The 16750-nt window shown below is 65.3% G+C and carries 16 protein-coding genes; 7 read left to right on the forward strand and 9 right to left on the reverse strand.

Annotated elements, in window-relative coordinates:
- Positions 1-8: 8 nt before the first annotated feature.
- The 4 genes from BMX92_RS00380 to BMX92_RS00395 form a co-directional block, all read right to left on the reverse strand.
- A complete protein-coding gene (locus BMX92_RS00380) occupies positions 9-1625 on the reverse strand; it encodes an NAD(P)/FAD-dependent oxidoreductase (RefSeq protein ID WP_093010371.1) in 1617 nt (538 codons plus the stop codon).
- Positions 1622-2917, reverse strand: coding sequence for a PepSY-associated TM helix domain-containing protein (locus BMX92_RS00385; protein ID WP_093010373.1), 1296 nt, complete (start codon positions 2915-2917; stop codon positions 1622-1624). Before BMX92_RS00385 ends, BMX92_RS00380 begins: the two co-directional genes overlap by 4 nt.
- Complete coding sequence (locus tag BMX92_RS00390; RefSeq protein WP_093010375.1) at positions 2917-4953, reverse strand: TonB-dependent receptor family protein; 2037 nt, start codon at positions 4951-4953, stop codon at positions 2917-2919. Before BMX92_RS00390 ends, BMX92_RS00385 begins: the two co-directional genes overlap by 1 nt.
- 82 nt (positions 4954-5035) lie before the next feature.
- Positions 5036-5446: a DUF2946 family protein gene (locus BMX92_RS00395; RefSeq protein WP_093010377.1), complete on the reverse strand. Its 411-nt coding sequence runs from the start codon at positions 5444-5446 to the stop codon at positions 5036-5038.
- A gap of 105 nt (positions 5447-5551) precedes the next feature.
- Between BMX92_RS00395 and BMX92_RS00400 the strand changes: the two genes are divergently transcribed.
- Both BMX92_RS00400 and BMX92_RS00405 read left to right on the forward strand, forming a co-directional pair.
- Positions 5552-5962, forward strand: a complete 411-nt coding sequence (locus BMX92_RS00400; protein ID WP_093010379.1) for a MerR family transcriptional regulator — start codon at positions 5552-5554, stop codon at positions 5960-5962.
- A gap of 48 nt (positions 5963-6010) precedes the next feature.
- Positions 6011-7813, forward strand: coding sequence for an acyl-CoA dehydrogenase C-terminal domain-containing protein (locus tag BMX92_RS00405; protein ID WP_093010381.1), 1803 nt, complete (start codon positions 6011-6013; stop codon positions 7811-7813).
- 124 nt (positions 7814-7937) lie between these two features.
- Here BMX92_RS00405 and BMX92_RS27230 read toward each other — a convergent pair whose 3' ends face one another.
- From BMX92_RS27230 to BMX92_RS00415, 3 genes are all read right to left on the reverse strand, one after another.
- Positions 7938-8087 carry a hypothetical protein gene (locus tag BMX92_RS27230; RefSeq protein ID WP_177184889.1) on the reverse strand — a complete coding sequence of 50 codons (150 nt, stop codon included), beginning with the start codon at positions 8085-8087 and terminating at the stop codon, positions 7938-7940.
- 186 nt (positions 8088-8273) lie between these two features.
- A complete protein-coding gene (locus BMX92_RS00410) occupies positions 8274-8798 on the reverse strand; it encodes a GNAT family N-acetyltransferase (protein WP_093011214.1) in 525 nt (174 codons plus the stop codon).
- Positions 8799-8829: 31 nt separating this feature from the next.
- Positions 8830-9681, reverse strand: a complete 852-nt coding sequence (locus BMX92_RS00415) for a metal-dependent hydrolase (protein WP_093010383.1) — start codon at positions 9679-9681, stop codon at positions 8830-8832.
- A gap of 54 nt (positions 9682-9735) precedes the next feature.
- Between BMX92_RS00415 and BMX92_RS00420 the strand changes: the two genes are divergently transcribed.
- The 4 genes from BMX92_RS00420 to BMX92_RS00435 all read left to right on the forward strand — a co-directional run bounded on the left by BMX92_RS00420 (position 9736) and on the right by BMX92_RS00435 (position 13752).
- Positions 9736-10353, forward strand: a complete 618-nt coding sequence (locus tag BMX92_RS00420) for a TetR/AcrR family transcriptional regulator (protein ID WP_093010385.1) — start codon at positions 9736-9738, stop codon at positions 10351-10353.
- A gap of 131 nt (positions 10354-10484) precedes the next feature.
- Positions 10485-11582 carry a GTPase ObgE gene (obgE, locus tag BMX92_RS00425; RefSeq protein ID WP_093011217.1) on the forward strand — a complete coding sequence of 366 codons (1098 nt, stop codon included), beginning with the start codon at positions 10485-10487 and terminating at the stop codon, positions 11580-11582.
- 119 nt (positions 11583-11701) lie between these two features.
- Entirely contained in the window at positions 11702-12832 is a 1131-nt protein-coding gene (gene proB / locus BMX92_RS00430) for a glutamate 5-kinase (RefSeq protein WP_093010387.1), read from the forward strand.
- Positions 12833-12855: 23 nt separating this feature from the next.
- On the forward strand, positions 12856-13752 hold the full coding sequence (locus BMX92_RS00435) for an NAD-dependent epimerase/dehydratase family protein (protein WP_093011221.1): 897 nt from the start codon (positions 12856-12858) through the stop codon (positions 13750-13752).
- An 80-nt stretch (positions 13753-13832) separates the two neighbouring features.
- Here BMX92_RS00435 and BMX92_RS00440 read toward each other — a convergent pair whose 3' ends face one another.
- Together BMX92_RS00440 and radA are read right to left on the reverse strand one after the other, a co-directional pair.
- Positions 13833-14351 (reverse strand): CvpA family protein, encoded by a 519-nt coding sequence (locus BMX92_RS00440; protein WP_093010389.1) that lies wholly within the window; start codon positions 14349-14351, stop codon positions 13833-13835.
- A gap of 137 nt (positions 14352-14488) precedes the next feature.
- Positions 14489-15856 (reverse strand): DNA repair protein RadA, encoded by a 1368-nt coding sequence (gene radA / locus BMX92_RS00445; RefSeq protein WP_093011224.1) that lies wholly within the window; start codon positions 15854-15856, stop codon positions 14489-14491.
- Between the two features lie 88 nt (positions 15857-15944).
- Here radA and BMX92_RS00450 point away from each other — a divergent pair, with 88 nt between their 5' ends.
- A complete protein-coding gene (locus BMX92_RS00450) occupies positions 15945-16643 on the forward strand; it encodes an endonuclease/exonuclease/phosphatase family protein (protein WP_093010391.1) in 699 nt (232 codons plus the stop codon).
- Positions 16644-16750 lie beyond the last annotated feature (107 nt).

A 16750-nucleotide genomic window follows, 5' to 3' on the forward strand; every position in this document is an offset into this window, starting at 1 on the left:
AAAAGGCCCTACACCATGGCGAGCGCGGCAGCCTCCGCCACCTTGATGCCATCGATCGCGGCGGACAGGATGCCGCCGGCATAGCCCGCCCCCTCGCCTGCCGGATAAAGGCCAGCGACGTTGAGGCTCTGGAAATCCTTGCCCCGCGTGATGCGCAGGGGCGAGGAGGTGCGGGTTTCCACGCCGGTCATCACCGCATCGGGATGATCATAATTGGCCAACTGGCGGCCGAAGACCGGCAGCGCCTCCCGGAAGGCGTCGATCACGAAACCGGGCAGGCATTGCGACAGGTCGGTCGGCGTCACGCCGGGCTTGTAGGAAGGCGTGACCGATCCGAGCGCGGTCGAGGGGCGACCCGCCAGGAAATCGCCCACCGTCTGCCCCGGCGCCCAGTAGGAGGAGCCACCCGCCACATAGGCCAGGCTTTCCCAATGGCGCTGGAAGTCGATCCCGGCCAGCGGCCCGCCGGGATAGTCGCGTTCCGGATCGATGGCCACGACCAGCCCTGAATTGGCGTTGAATTCAGCGCGGCTATACTGGCTCATGCCGTTGGTGACGACGCGCCCCTCTTCCGAGGTCGCGGCCACGACACGGCCGCCCGGACACATGCAGAAGCTGTAGACGGTGCGGCCGTTGGCGCAATGATGCGCCAGGCTATAGGCGGCCGCGCCCAGATCGGGATGGCCGGCGCAATGGCCGTAGCGGGCGCGGTCGATCCAGCTTTGCGGATGCTCGATCCGCACGCCGATGGAAAAGGGCTTGGCCTCCATATGCACGCCCTGGCGATGCAGCATTTCGAAGGTCGGGCGCGCGCTATGGCCGACGGCCAGCACGACATGGTCCGTCTCGATCACGCTGCCATCCTGAAGGACAAGGCCGCGCAACTGCCGCGTGCCATCGCCCTGCTTTTCCAGCACCAAATCGTCGACGCGATGCTGCCAGCGATATTCGCCGCCCAGCGCCTCGATCTGCTTGCGCATCGATTCCACCATGGAAACGAGCCGGAAGGTGCCGATATGGGGATGCGCTTCCCAGAGGATGTCGTCGGGCGCACCGGCGGCGACGAACTCCTCCAGCACCTTGCGGCCCAGGAAACGGGGGTCTTTCACCCGGCAATAGAGCTTGCCGTCGGAGAAGGTGCCCGCCCCGCCTTCGCCGAACTGGACGTTGGAATCGGGATTGAGTTCGGCCCGGCGCCACAGGCCCCATGTGTCCTTCGTGCGTTCCCGCACCACCTTCCCCCGATCGAGGATGATCGGCCGGAACCCCATCTGGGCCAGAAGAAGCCCCGCGAACAGGCCGCACGGGCCCGCGCCGATCACCACCGGCCGCCTGGCGCTGCTGCCCTGCGGCGCATGGGTGACGAATTTATAGCTGGTGTCGGGTGTCGGCCGGACATCATGGTCCTTGGCGAAGCGCGCCAGCACGGCTTCTTCGTCGGTCAGGTCGACATCAAGCGTGTAGACAAGCTGGATCGCACTGCGGCGGCGCGCATCATTGCCGCGCCGGACGAGGCTGTGGCCGCGCAGTTCCTGCGGTGCGATGCCAAGGCGTTCGCAAATGGCGACGGGCATCGCATCGGCCGGATGGTCGAGGGGCAGTTTCAGGCCGGAAAGACGGATCATGCGCCGCCCATAGTCCTTCCCGGCCCGAAAATAAACCAGGCCCGCCTGATCCGCCCCACCAGCCACTCCCCAGTGAGCGCCGCGACCATGCTGAGGCCCGTCAACGGGAAGAGCAGGCCCAGCGCCAGCATCATGCCCGCCACCATGCGCAAGGCGCCGGGCTGCGCTGGCGGCGGGGCGCCCAGGCCGCGTTTCCACCAGAGGAGCGGCGCGGTGAGGCAGAGCGCCAGCAGGCACAGGCATCCCGCCAGCATCAGCAGTCGATTGGCTTCGCCATATTGCTGGCCCATATGGGTGGCGACGCCCCATTCCACCGCCTTCGCGCCGATGCCGAATTGCCGCCAGTCCGCATCCTGCACCACCGCGCCGTCGGCGGCGGCGATGGTGATTGCGCGGGCAGCGTCGGCACGGGTCGCGATCGCGCTGACCAGATAGGGCGCGCCGGGGCTGGCGGGCAGGAAGAGCTGATAGCCCGAAGAGAGGCCGCGCCGGGCCGCGATGCGGACGACCGCATCGACGCCGATATCGCCGGAGGCCCCGGCGGTCGCGCCGCCTTCGCGCAGGGTCCAGGGCAGCGCCTGCTTTGCCGCCGGGGCCCAGGGATTGACCTTCATCGGCGGACGGCCCGCCCCATTGGCGGCGATGACGGCGCGCAACTCTCCACCCCAAACGTCAGTCCAGGGCATGCCCGTCACGGCCAGAAACAGGATCACCAGCGCCGAGGCAAAGCCCAGCGTGCCATGCAGGTCGCGCCAGAAAAGCCGCCCGCTGGGCCGTCCCCGGACCGCCAGCGCGGGCCGACCGCGCCGGGGCCAGCGCAGATAGAGGCCGGTCAGGCAAAGCAGGATCGCCCAGCCCGCGACCACCTCCACCAGCCGATTGCCGACCGGACCGGTCAACGCCAGACTATGGAGGTCGCGCACCAACTGCATCAGCCCGCCATTGCGCATTTGCCCAAGGATGCGACCGTCGAAAGCATCAACGAAGTAGACTATTGTTTGCCCATCGGCGGCGCGGGTCGTGACGCGCCAGCTTTCCGTGTCTGAGGCCGGCCTTAGCAACTGGGTTGGCTTCGATCCGGCATATCGTTCCACTATCGAAATGATATGTGAAGGCGACAGCAGTGACTGTCCATCTTGCTGTTGCACATGCACCGGATAGACCAGCGCCTCGATCTCCGGCTTGTAGAGATAGAGCGCGCCGGTCACCGCCATCAGCGCCAGCACGGGCAGGACGATCAGCCCGGCATGGAAATGCCAGCGCCAAATGGCGCGATAGAGGCCCTGCGCCATCAGAAACGCGCCCGCACGCCAGCGTAGAAGGCGCGCCGTTCGATGGGATAGAAGGTGACGCCGCCTTCATCGGCAGCGGTGGCCGGATTGTCGGCGGCATATTGGACCAGCGCGCTGATGTCACCGACCGCACGCTGCTGCGTCAGGTTCCGGGCGTCGAGGAACAGGGTGACGCCATCCCGAACCTGCGCCTGCGCGCCCAGATTGAGCAGCGCATAGCCCCCCACCCGCTTGCTGTTGGCATAGTCGATCCACGCACCCTGCGGCGTCCATTCCACGGCGGGGGTGATGCTGAGCGCATCGCTGCCCAGCTTCAGTTCCGTGCGATAGAAGTGGCGCGGCACCACGGGCAGCCGGTTGTTGCCGAACTGGCTGTCATGGCGGAAGCGGAAGTCGCTGTAGCTATAGACCTGTCGCAGCGTGGCCCAGCGCGTCAGGGTCAGGTCGAGCCCGGCTTCCAGCCCCTGATGGCGGGTATGATCCGCGTTGAAGGTGGCGGCGGGGATGGTGCCGGCGACGACACTATATTGCAGCATCTCGCCCCGGATATCCGCGCGATAGAGGCTGATGTCCCAGCCGATGATACCTGCCCGGCCGCGCGTGCCGATTTCCGCCGTCCATGCCCTTTGCGGGTCGACCGGGGTGAAGCCGGGCACGCCGCCAGTCGGCGTCTGGGCCAGTTCGGTCAGGCCCGGCAATTCCACCGATCGGCTGTAATTGGCGTAGAACTGGATCGTTTCGCCCGGCTGATAGAGCAGGCCGAATTTGGGCGCGAAGGCATCGAAACTGGCGTCACCGCTGCGAGCGGCGGCAAGGCGGTTTTCGATCTTGCGCTCACCATGGGTGTAGAGGCCGCCCGCAATCAGCCAGACATTGGCGACCGGCGCGATGCGGGCTTCGCCATAGCTGTTGATCGTCTGCGCCTTTTGCACCGCATCGGCGGTCAGGGCGCCGGCCTTGCCATTCACATTCACATATTGGCGGGCGACGGTGCGGCCGAACCGCGCCTGACTGCCCAGGCTGAGTTCGACCGGCATCGCACCCAGATGGCCCGCCAGGTCGAGGCTGGCGAACAGGCCGCCATTGCCGGATGTCTGGTCGATCAGTTGATAGATGGGATGGACCAGATGTTTGGCATTGTAGAACAGGCCGAAGGCGGCGGTGCCATTGCCCAGATCGATGCTGGTGCGGTTCTGAAGCCGGATCGAATCGATGTTTCGCGCCTGATCGCCAACGCTGTTGCCCTTGGCGGGATTGGTCAGCACGTCCTTCTCGCTCAGCGCCCCGGCCAGATGCTGGCGGATCGTCTGGGTGCTGGCATAGAAACGGGTTTCGACCGCTTCGCTGAGCTTCAGCCCGACATTGCCGTTGAAGCGCAGCGCCTTGCGATCGCCATGGGCGCGGTCGCTGTCGGACGTGTCGGCGGTCAGCGCGGCATAGGCGTCGCCCCGATCATCGGCATAGCCATAGGCGATCTTGCCCCGCAACGTACCGAAACTGCCGCCGTCGATGCGGGCTTCCGCCCCCGGCGCGCTGCGTCCGGTCGGCGTGACGGCGTTGATCGCGCCGCCCAGCGTCGACCCGCCATAGCGCAACGCATTGCCGCCCCGATACACTTCGATATGCTGGAAGACCTGCGGGTCGAGTTCCTGGAAGTCGCCATTATCGTCCGCCGCGTTGATCGGGATGCCGTCCTGCATCAGGGTCAGGCCGCGCATATGATAGCCGCGCGACAGGCCGGACCCGCGGATCGAAATCCGCACCTCCTGCCCGAAACGCGGCTGGGTGTAGACGCCGGGCGAGAAGGCCAGCGCGTCGCGCAGCGATACGGCCAGTTTATTCTCAAATTCCTGCGCGGCGACGACATCGACACCGCCGGGGGTGCGCTGCACGCGGGCGGCGGCTTCCTCCACGATCGGACTGGCAGTGACGATGATCGCGCTTTGATCCGCCTCTTCGGCAAAGGCGGATGTGGCGGACAAGGTGAAGACAAGGGCGCACAGCGGCAGGCTGCGCGCGGCATGGGTGAGACGCATGGATCGGGTAACTTTCTGAAAAATATGCAGAGGGTCGCGCCCTTGTTTCAACAAGCGCAGCACGACCGGAGGTTTTTGCTTTTCAGAAAGTGGCGGGCGGTCCCGATGAAGGCGGGGGCGGCGCGGCAAGGCGCGCGATCAGGCCGGTCTTGAGCGCGAAGGCGATCGCGCCGAAGGTCAATGTCCAGGCGGCAAGCGGCAGGTCGGCCGCGATCAGCGGCGGCACGACCGGCTGCACCGACGCGGCGAAGGGGCAATGCTGCTGCCCGGCCATGCCATCGTCGGAGGGATGACCGCCCTTTTCCGGCGCATGCCCGCGCGGCACCACGACATTGACCGGCCCGGTGCCGGTACAGAGCGTCACCACGACGCCCCGTTCGGTACGGACCGGCATGAAGCCGGACGGCGCGATCAACTGGATGGCCAGGACGAGCAGCGCCAGCGCGGCCAGCAGGCCCCGTGCACCTTCAGACTGTCTAATCGCCCCCATCATGCCGCTGACGTAGCGGCGGCGGGCCGCCCTGTCACCCAGACAAAAGGTCCAAGTCGCTTCTTACTGACCTTGACGTAAACGTAAGGCTTAATTACACCTCTTCGCATGAACACGCGCAGCAGCATCGCCGGAATCGAACTGCCCGACCATAGCGAACGGCAGAGCTATAGCATTACCGACCTGTCCGAGGAGTTCGGCGTTACCGCACGGGCGCTGCGCTTTTATGAGGATGAAGGGTTGATCTCGCCCGAGCGGCAGGGGCTGGCCCGCATCTATTCGCGGCGCGACCGCGCTCGGCTCGCCTGGATTTTGCGCGGCAAGCGGGTCGGCTTCAGCCTGACCGAGATTCGCGAGATGATCGACCTCTACGACGCCGACGAGGCACATGAGGCGCAGCGCCGCGTCACCGTGGACAAGTGCAAGGCGCGGATCGACCTGCTGACCCGGCAGAAGGACGATATCGACGCCGCCATCGCCGAGCTGGCCAGCTTCGTCTCAGCCATCGAACAACAATAATCCCCCTCCCCCGATCGGGGAAATTCAAAGAATAATCAGGAGAAGATCATGCCCAGCTATGCCGCCCCCGTTCGCGACACCCGTTTCGTACTGGACCATATCGTCGGGCTGGATCGCTATGCCAACCTGCCCGGTTTCGAAAATGCCACGCCCGATCTGGTCGAGGCGATCCTGACCGAAGGCGGCAAGATGGCGGCCGAAATACTGTTCCCCCTGAACGCGGTGGGCGACAAGGAAGGCTGCACCCGCCACCCGGACGGCAGCGTGACCACGCCCACCGGCTTCAAGGCCGCGTTCGACCAGTTTGTCGCGGGCGGCTGGACCACCATTCACGGCCCGGCCGAATTTGGCGGACAGGGCCTGCCGAGCGTGCTGGCGACGGCGGTGGACGAATATGTGCTGTCGGCCAACCAGGCGTTCGAAATGTATCATGGACTGACCGCCGGCGCGGTCGCGGCGCTGATCGCCAAGGGCAGCGCCGAACTGCAACAACGCTACATCCCCAAGATGGTGTCGGGCGAATGGACCGGCACGATGAACCTGACGGAACCGCATTGCGGCACCGACCTTGGCCTCATCAAGACCAAGGCCGTGCCGCAGGCCGATGGCAGCTTCAGCATCACCGGCACGAAGATCTTCATTTCGGCGGGCGAACATGATCTGGCCGAGAATATCATCCACCTCGTCCTGGCCAAGACGCCGGATGCGCCGGAAGGCAGCAAGGGCATCTCCCTGTTCGTGGTGCCGAAATTCTTCGTGGGCGATGACGGCGTGCCGGGCGACCGCAATGCGGTGTCCTGCGGCTCGATCGAGCATAAGATGGGCATTCACGGCAACGCCACCTGCGTCATGAACTATGACGGCGCGACCGGCTGGATCGTGGGCGAGGAGAATAAGGGTCTGGCCGCGATGTTCATCATGATGAACGCGGCGCGGCTGGGCGTGGGCCTTCAGGGGCTGGGCCAGGCGGAGATCGCGTTCCAGAACGCCGTTCACTATGCGAAGGATCGCCGTCAGGGCCGCGCGCTGACCGGGCCGAAGGAACCGAACGAGAAGGCCGACACGCTGTTCGTCCATCCCGATGTGCGCCGCATGCTGATGGAAGCCAAGGCGATGACCGAAGGGCTGCGCGCGCTGATCCTGTGGACGGCGTTGCAGGTCGACCTGTCGCATCATGCCGCGACCGAAGAAGAGCGTCAGGCGGCGGACGATATGCTCCAGTTACTGACCCCGGTGGTCAAGGGCTATGGCACCGATCGCGGCTTCGACGTGGCGGTCGCCTGCCAGCAGGTGTTCGGCGGCCATGGCTATATCTGGGAAAATGGCGTGGAGCAGTATGTCCGCGACGCGCGCATCGCCCAGATTTACGAAGGCACGAATGGCGTGCAGGCGATGGATCTGGTGGGACGCAAGCTGCCGATGAACGGCGGCCGGGCGCTCCAGTCCTTCCTGAAGATGGTGGGCGAGGAAGTTGCCACCGCCAAGACGGACGAAAAGCTGGCGCCGATCGCCGAAGCGCTGGAAAAGGCCAGCGGGCAGTTGGGTGCGGCGACCATGTGGCTGATGCAGAATGCCATGAAGAACCCCGAACATGCCGGGGCCGGCGCGCATCACTATATGCACATATTGGGTATCGTGGCGACGGGCCTGATGTGGCTGCGCATGGCCAAGGCCGCCACCACGCTGATCGCGGCGGGTGAAGGGGACGCCAAATATCTGGAAGCCAAACTGGTGACGGCGCGCTTCTTTGCCGAACGGGTCATGCCCGATGCCGGATCGCTGCGCCGCAAGATCGAGGGCGGCGCCGATGCGCTGATGGCGCTGGACCCGGATATGTTCCTGGCGGCCTGATCGGACCGGTCGAAACAATAGTCATGCAATGGGCGGCTTCCGAAAGGACAGCCGCCCTTTTTGCAAAGCGTTCTTTTTCCCGCGTTCTGCGAGCCGTCGGCTGGCCTAGCCGACTTCAGAAGGCTTATGCCGCCAGCGGCAGTTGCTCTTCGGCCGGAACCGGGGTCACGTCGTCAGCGACCGGTGAATCAGCCCTGTTGAGCGCAGCGATATAGCGCTCGGCAGAGACGACATCACGACGATAGGCGAAATAGAGCGACAGCAGGGAAAACATGACAAAGCCTCGATTGGGGATATTTGCTGCGTTGCAGCATCCAAGCCTATTTGGGCTTTGGGCGGGCTTTTCGCAAATGCAATGGAATCGAACACGATTGCAGGAAATGGAAGATTGGGTAAATTTATGTGGCCTGCTCGCCGCGCCCGGTACGGCGCGATAAATATCCGACCACAAAGGGCAACGTCAGCGCGTCGGACGGTCGAAGACCCGCGTTGGCTTGCCGCCATAATCGGTGTCGACCAGCGCGTGGAAGCCCAGTTTCTCGGCGACCTTGATCGATGCTTCATTACCGGGATCGATGATGCAACGGACCGAGGGGCTGTCGAGATGCGCGTCGGCCCATTCGAGGATGGCGTGCATCGCTTCGGTGGCGATGCCCCTGCCCCAGGCATTGGGGCCCAGCACCCAGCCGGCTTCCGGCACGCCTTCCAGTTCCGCGATGCCGCGCTCGGCGCTGAGCAGGCCAGCTTCGCCCAGAAAGGCGCCGCTGTCGCGCTCCTCTATCACCCACATGCCATAGCCCAGCATCGACCACATGCCGGCATAGCGCAGCAGGCGGAACCATACCGCCTGTGCGTCCTGCGACTGGCCGCCGATATGGCGCACCACATCGGCATCGGCCCATAGCGCCTTGCAGGCGGCATAATCCTCCACCCGGTGCGGGCGGAGGATGAGGCGAATGGTTTCGAGCGTGGGTGCCTGGGACATGGAGCGATTAAAGGCCGCTCCGGGGCTTTGGTCAAGCGGCGGACGGCAGCGGGCCACCCATGCGCGCAGCGGCATAGAGCGTATCGGCCAGCGCGATCAGGGCGCGATCGTCTACGGCCCAGGGATGGAAGCCGGGCAGGAAATAGCCGAACCATGGTCGGGCCACCCGGCGCAATATGCCCGGCCGCACCAGCGCATAATGGAGCAGCCCGCCCCATGCGCGCCGACCGGTCACGCCATCCTGCTGCAACAGATCCATCATGCCCCGCGCGCGGTGGTGGAGAAAATGCTTCGTCACGACCAGCATCATGGCGCTCTTCACCCACCAGCGTTTGAAGCGGCTCCAGTCTCGGGTGGCGTGGACCCATGTGTCATGGGCGACGCCCTTATGCTCGATCTCCTCGATCGCGTGCCAGCGCCACAGCGCGGCGATTTCGGGGTCAGCCCCATCCAGATGGCGCGGGTCGCTGAGCAGTTCATGCGCGAGGATGGCGGTGAAATGTTCCAGCGCCATGGTCGCAGCCAGACTGGCGATCGGTGGACGCTGTTTCGCAAGATCCAGCACCATTGTCACATCGGCGTCGAGGCGCGATACATCATAGCCATGATCCGTCACCTGCCGGTTGAAGGCGAGATGTTCGCGGCTGTGGACGACTTCCTGTTTAATGAAGGCCGCAATCTCACCGGCCAGCTTGTCCGGCACGCCATCGCGAAAGGCACGGACGCTTTCTATGAAATAGGCCTCGCCGCGCGGGAAGGTGATCGACAGGGCATTGAAGAAAGCCGTGGCGATCGGATCGCCGTTCAGCCAATGTCGCGCGGCCCGGCGATCGCGTGCAAAGCGTCGGTCGCGGGGCGTGATGGTGAGGTCAGTCGGGGTCAAGGGGATGCCTCCGGTTGTTACTTACATTTATGTAAATAGGAGTAGCTGACATCCATGTCAATTAAACGCGCCCGCCTCAGCCCGGATGAAAGCCGCCTCGTCGCCGTGGAGGCCGCCCGCGACCTGCTGATCGAGGCGGGACCGCAGGCGGTGACGCTGAAAGCGGTGGCCGGGCGGGTCGGGCGCACGCATGCCAATCTGCTTCATCATTTCGGGTCGGCGGCGGGATTGCAAAAGGCGCTGGCGGCGCATCTGGGCGAGACGATCACCGCCAAGATCGGCGAGGCGGTGGATGCCGCGCGGCGCGGCGAAGTCAGCCCGCGCATCATCGTCGACATGACGTTCGACGCCTTCGACCGGGAGGGCGCGGGCGCGCTGGCAAGCTGGATGCTGGCGTCGGGCAATGAGGATGCGCTCGATCCTGTGGTGGAGGCGATCCATCGGCTGGTCGACAAGCTGGCGGCGAGCGCGCTCAACGCCAACCTCGCCGAGCTGATCCGGGAGAATACGCTGATGCTGGTGCTGCTGGCGCTGGGTGATTCGCAACTGGGCGGCGCGATGGCGGCCGCGCTTGCCCTGCCCCGCGAAAAAGCACGCGAAATCGCGACGCGCAGCCTGACTTTCGCACTGATGCAGGAGGCTGCGGCGATCGCGGCGAAGGGCAAGGTTTAATTTTCTGCGTTTAGGCGCTATGGGCGCGGGCAGGATGGGCGATCCCGGCATCGCCCTGTTGTTTCTTGTTTACCGCATTCTGCGAATCGGCGGCTGTTTCAGTCGCCTCCAGAATGCTCTATGGGCGCGCCATGCATTTTCTCGATCAAGCTAAAATCTACATCAAATCCGGCTGGGGCGGCCCCGGCGCGGTCAGTTTCCGTCGTGAAAAATACGAGGAATATGGCGGCCCCGACGGCGGCAATGGCGGCAAGGGCGGCGACATCATCTTCGAAGCGGTTCAGGGCCTCAATACCCTGATCGATTTCCGCTATACCCAGCATTTCAAGGCGCAGCGCGGCACGCCGGGCATGGGCAAGAACCGCTATGGCGCCGGTGGCAGGGACCTGATCATCAAGGTGCCGGTCGGCACCCAGATATTGTCCGATCCCAAGCCGATCGAAGGCAGCGAGGACGAGGACGGCTATCCTGAGTATGAAGATCAGGACCTGCTCGCCGACTTCACCGAAGTTGGCCAGCGCGTCACCTTCCTGCGCGGCGGCGACGGCGGCCGGGGCAACATGTCGTACAAGACCAGCACCAACCGCGCCCCGCGCCAGCATGGCACGGGCTGGCCGGGCCAGGAAATGTGGGTGTGGCTGCGGCTGAAGCTGCTGGCCGATGTCGGTCTGGTTGGGATGCCCAATGCGGGCAAGTCCACGCTGATCAATCAGGTGACGAATACCAAGGCAAAGGTCGGCGCCTATGCCTTTACCACCACGAAGCCGCAGCTGGGCGTGGTGTTGCATCGCGACCGGGAGTTCGTGCTGGCCGACATTCCCGGCCTGATCGCGGGCGCAGCCGAAGGCGTCGGGATCGGCGATCGGTTCCTGGGGCATATCGAGCGGTGCCGCGCCTTGCTGCACCTGATCGACGCGACCACGGACGATCCGGTCGAGGCGTTCCATATCGTGACCGAAGAACTGGCGGCTTATGGCGAGGGGCTGGACGAAAAGCCGCAGATCGTGGTGCTCAACAAGGGCGACCTGCTGGGCTCGGAATTGATGGAAGACATTGCCGACCAGCTGCGCGAGGAAGCCGGCGTGGAGGATGTGTTCATCATTTCCGGCGCGACCGGCGAAGGCGTGAGCGCGCTGCTCGACGCGGTGCTGCTGATGATGGACGACGACGCACGCGATGACGAGAGCGACGGCGGCGCGGAAGACGAAGCCGGCTGGTCGCCGATTTAATGTCTTCACCCCTCCCCTTCAGGGGAGGGGACGGGGGTGGGGCCTGCCCCCACGAAACTGCGCCTGTTGCCCGCCCCCACCCCCTCCTCTGAAGGGGAGGGGCTTATTTGGACCGTCGAATGACCTCTTCCCTCTCCGGTTTCCCCCCTGCCCTCGTCCGCCGTCTGGTCATCAAGATCGGGTCGGCTCTGCTGGTCGATCCGGCTGGGGAAGTGCGGGTGGACTGGTTGCGCACGCTGGTTGCCGATGTGGCCGAGCGCAAGGCGGCGGGGCAGCAGGTCATCATCGTGTCGTCGGGCGCGATCGCGCTGGGCGCGCGGCGGCTGAAGCTGCCCAAGGGCGGGCGCGGGTCATTGGAAGATGCGCAGGCGGCGGCGGCCACCGGGCAGATTGCGCTGTCGCAATGCTGGGCCAGCCTGCTCGCCGAAAAGGGCATTACCGCCGCGCAGATGCTGGTGACGCTGGACGATCTGGAGAACCGACGGCGCTACCTGAATGCCTCGGCCACGCTGGAGCGGCTGATGGCGCTGGATGTCGTGCCGGTCATCAACGAGAATGACAGTGTGGCGACGAGCGAAATCCGGTTCGGCGACAATGACCGACTGGCGGCGCGTATCGGACAGGCGGCACGGGCTGACGCGGTTGCGCTGCTTTCCGATGTCGACGGGCTTTACACCGCCAACCCGCACGTCGATGCCAGCGCGATGCTGATTGAGACAATCGAAACGATCGACGCGCGCATCGCGGCGATGGCCGACGGCGGCTCTGCGTCGGGCATGGGATCGGGTGGCATGGTGTCGAAGATTCAGGCGGCGCGCATCGCCACCGGCGCCGGCGCGCACCTCGCCATCATTTCGGGCAAGGTGGATTCGCCGCTGGCGCATTGGGCCGATGGCGGCAAAGGCTCCATCTTTCTGGCCGCGCAGGGCAAGGGTGCGCGCAAGGGCTGGCTGGCCGGGCGGCTGACGACGCGCGGGCGGCTGATCGTGGATGCGGGCGCGGAAAAGGCGCTGGGCAAGGGCAACAGCCTGCTGCCTGCCGGGGTCGCCAGCGTCGAAGGCCTGTTCGATCGTGGCGATGTAGTCGATATCGTGGCGCAGGACGGTCGGGTGATCGCGCGCGGGCTGATCGAATATGACAGCGAAGCCGCCGCGAAGATCGCCGGGCGGCGGAGCGAGGAAATCGCCGCGCTGCTGGGCGAAATGCCGCGATCGGTACTGGTCCATCGCGACCATATGGCGATGGTCTGAGCATGGCGCCCTTTCGTATCGCCATGACCGGCGCGACGGGTTTCGTCGGCGCCGAGGTGCTGGAGCAGGCGCTGGGGGACGGGCTGCGCATCAATGCGCTGACCCGGCGCGCCCAGCCACCACAAGCCCGGCTGAAATGGGTGCCCGGATCGCTGGAGGATGCGGCGGCGCTCGACGTGCTGGTGCGTGATGCCGACGCGGTGGTGCATATTGCGGGCGTGGTGAATGCGCCGGATCGCGAAGGATTTGAAGCCGGCAATGCGCGCGGCACCGTGGCGGTGATCGATGCGATGCGGCGGCGGGGCATCAAAAGGCTGGTGCATGTGTCGTCGCTGGCGGCGCGGGAGCCGGGTCTGTCCGACTATGGCTGGTCCAAGGAACTGGCCGAGAAATATGTGAAGTCGAGCGGGCTGGACTGGACCATCGTCCGGCCACCGGCCATTTACGGGCCGGGCGACAAGGAAATGCTGGAACTGTTCCGCATGGCCAAGCGCGGCATCATGATGCTGCCGCCGGGCGGGCGACTATCGGCGATCCATGTGAGTGATCTGGCCCGCTTGCTGCTGGCGCTGGCGCAGGAGCGCGAGAACAGCCTGACCCGCACCTATGAGGTGGATGACGGCACGCCGGGCGGCTGGGATCATAAGGATTTCGGCGCGGCGATCGGGCGTGCGGTCGGGCGGCCGGTCAGGACAGTGGCGACGCCGGAATGGCTGCTGACCGTCGCGGCGCGGATCGACCGGATGGTGCGCGGCAAGAAGGCCAAGCTGACCCCGGACCGGGTCGATTATTTCTGCCATCCCGACTGGGTCGTCGCCAAGCGGATGCAGCCGCCCAAGCGCCTGTGGTTGCCGCAGGTGAAGACCGAGGATGGGCTGAAGGAAACGGTGGCTGCCTATCGGGAGAAGGGGTGGCTCTGAAACCGTTCGCCCTGAGCGAAGTCGAAGGCATTTCGCTCCGCTCGATGATGGGCTTCGACTTCGCTCAGCCCGAACGGATTTCACTGATCCTCCGCCGCCGGTTTCTTCGCACGCTGCTCCGCCAGAAATTCGCTGATCGCCTGACCGCTGGCGTTGAGCAGTGGATAGGTGCGCGCATCCGATAGCCAGTCGGGGCGGCGGGCGCCGCTGCCGTAGAAAGTGTCGTAGACGAGACTGAAGGCGAGGAAGAGGATGGTCGCGCCGATCAGGCCCTTCACCGCGCCGAAGCCCGCGCCCAGCACCCGGTCGACGGGGCCGAGGATAGACTGGCGGGTGCGGCGGCCGATGGCGTGGGCGATCAGTTTCCCCACGCCGAAGGTGACGCCGAAGACGAGAACCAGCGCCAGCATCGCAGCCCCACTGCTGTTGCCGACAAAGGCGCTAAGCAGTTCGGCGGCGGAGGCGTGGAACAGGCGGATGGCGAAGATCGCCAATATCCAGGCGATAAGCGAGAGCGTTTCGAGCACGAAACCGCGCATGAGGCCCAGCACGGCGCAACCGCCGATGGCGAGCAGGACAAGAATGTCGATGGCGTTCATTGGCGGGCCTGTATTTCCTGACGCTGTTCCCCGGCGCAGTTGATGGGAGGCACGTGACTCCCATCAAGGTCCAGTCCTACGCTCTCAACTGGACCCCGGCCTTCGCCGGGGAACAAGCTGGAGATTTCCCGCCGTCGCTATCCGCGTCCCAGCATCTGGTCAACCAGTTGGGCGAGGGTGCGGAAGCCGCTGACCGCGATTCCCTTTACCCCGTCCGCCGCCGAGGCCGGGATATAGGCGCGGGTGAAGCCCAGCTTGGCCGCTTCGCGCAGGCGCAGGGGAGAATGGGAGACGGGGCGGATTTCGCTCGACAGCGCGATTTCGCCGAACAGGACGATATCGACCGGCACCGGCCGTTCCGCCATGGCGGAGATGAGCGCGGCGGCGACGGCCAGATCAGCGGCCGGATCGGTCAGGCGATAGCCGCCCGCGACGTTGAGATAGACTTCGCAGGTCGAGAAACTGAGGCCGCAGCGCGCCTCCAGCACGGCGAGGATCATCGCGAGGCGTCCACTGTCCCAGCCGACCACCGCGCGTCGGGGTGTGGCGCCGCTGGAAAGGCGCACGACCAACGCCTGTATTTCGACCAGCACCGGCCGCGTTCCTTCCAACGCCGGGAAGACAGTCGCGCCTGTCACCGTCTCGTCGCGGTTGGTGAGGAACAAAGCGGATGGGTTGGCGACCTCTTCCAGCCCTTCGGCAACCATGGCGAAGACGCCGATCTCATCCGTGCCGCCAAAGCGGTTCTTGACTGCGCGCAGGATGCGATATTGGTGGCTGCGCTCGCCCTCGAAGGCCAGCACGGTGTCGACCATATGTTCCAGCACGCGCGGGCCGGCGATGCTGCCATCCTTGGTCACATGGCCGACCAGGATCAGAGCGGTGCCGCGCTGCTTGGCGAATTTGATGAGTTCCTGGCTAGAGGCGCGGACCTGGCTGACGGTGCCGGGCGCCCCTTCGATCAGGTCGCTGTGCATCGTCTGGATCGAATCGATCACGAGCAGCGCGGGCGGCGGCCCCTCCCCCAGCGTCGTGAGGATATCGCGGACCGAGGTGGCGCTGGCGAGTTGGACCGGGGCGTTGCCGAGGCCGAGACGCTGGGCGCGCAGGCGCACCTGATCGGCGGCTTCCTCGCCACTGATATAGGCCACGGACAGCCCGCGCGAAGCGATGCGCGCGGCGGCTTGCAAGAGGAGCGTAGACTTGCCGATGCCCGGATCGCCGCCGATCAGGGTCGCGGAGCCATGGACGATGCCGCCGCCCAGTGCGCGATCAAATTCGGCGATGCCGGTGCTGGTGCGGGGCGGCAATTCGACATCGCTGTCGAGGCCGACCAGCGTGATGGCGCGTCCGCCATTTTGCAGGTCATGCCGGGAAGAGAAGACCGTCTCCGCCGCTTCCTCGACGATGCTGTTCCACTCGCCGCAATCCTCGCACTGGCCCTGCCACCGGCTGGCGACGGTGCCGCATTGCTGACAGACGAATTTGCGTTTTGCCTTGGCCATGGTGCAGATATGCCTAGCAGGCGCGAACATTGCAAGAACATCGATGCGGTGGCTGGAAACCTCCGCCGCGCTGGCGCATTGATACGGCATGAAAACGATCCGCGTCGCGAGCTATAATATCCGCAAGGCCATAGGCACTGACCGGCGGCGGATGCCCGAACGGGTGCTGGAGGTGCTGAACGAGGTGGATGCGGATATCGTGGCGCTCCAGGAGGCCGACCGGCGCTTTGGCGTGCGGTCCGCCGCCATCCCGCCGCTGTTGATGGACAATCAGAGCGGATACCGGCCGGTGCCGCTGAATGTGCAGATGGATAGCATGGGCTGGCACGGCAACGCCCTGCTGGTGCGCAAGGCGGCGGAGGTCGCCCGGCATGACGTGCTGCACCTGCCCTATCTGGAACCGCGCGGGGCGACCATGGCGGAGGTGATGGTGAAGGGCGCGACGCTGCGCGTGTTCGGCATGCATCTGGACCTGTCTGGCCTGTGGCGACGACGGCAGGCGGCGGCGGTGATCCATGCGGCGGCGCAGGGGGCGGAGATGCCCACGGTGCTGATGGGCGACCTCAACGAATGGAGTGCCGGGCGCGGGTGCCTGGCCGATTTCGCGCGCCATTATAGTTTCGCGCCATGCGGGCGCAGCTTTCATGCGCGGCGGCCTGTGGCGCGGCTCGACCGAATCATGCATTGCGGGAAGCTGACGCTGAAAAATTGCGGCGTGCATGAGAGCGCGGCGGCCCGCAAGGCGTCCGACCATCTGCCGATCTGGGCGGATTTTGCTGTTGGTTGAAGTTTCGTTCATTCCCCTTTCCCCGTTCGGGCTGTTCGATCGAATCGCTTGTCTCAATCGAATGTCGACACCCACTCCGTTTCTAAAGAAGTACGGCCCCCTTCGAC

Source organism: Sphingobium sp. YR768 (assembly GCF_900111125.1).
GTDB lineage: Bacteria > Pseudomonadota > Alphaproteobacteria > Sphingomonadales > Sphingomonadaceae > Sphingobium.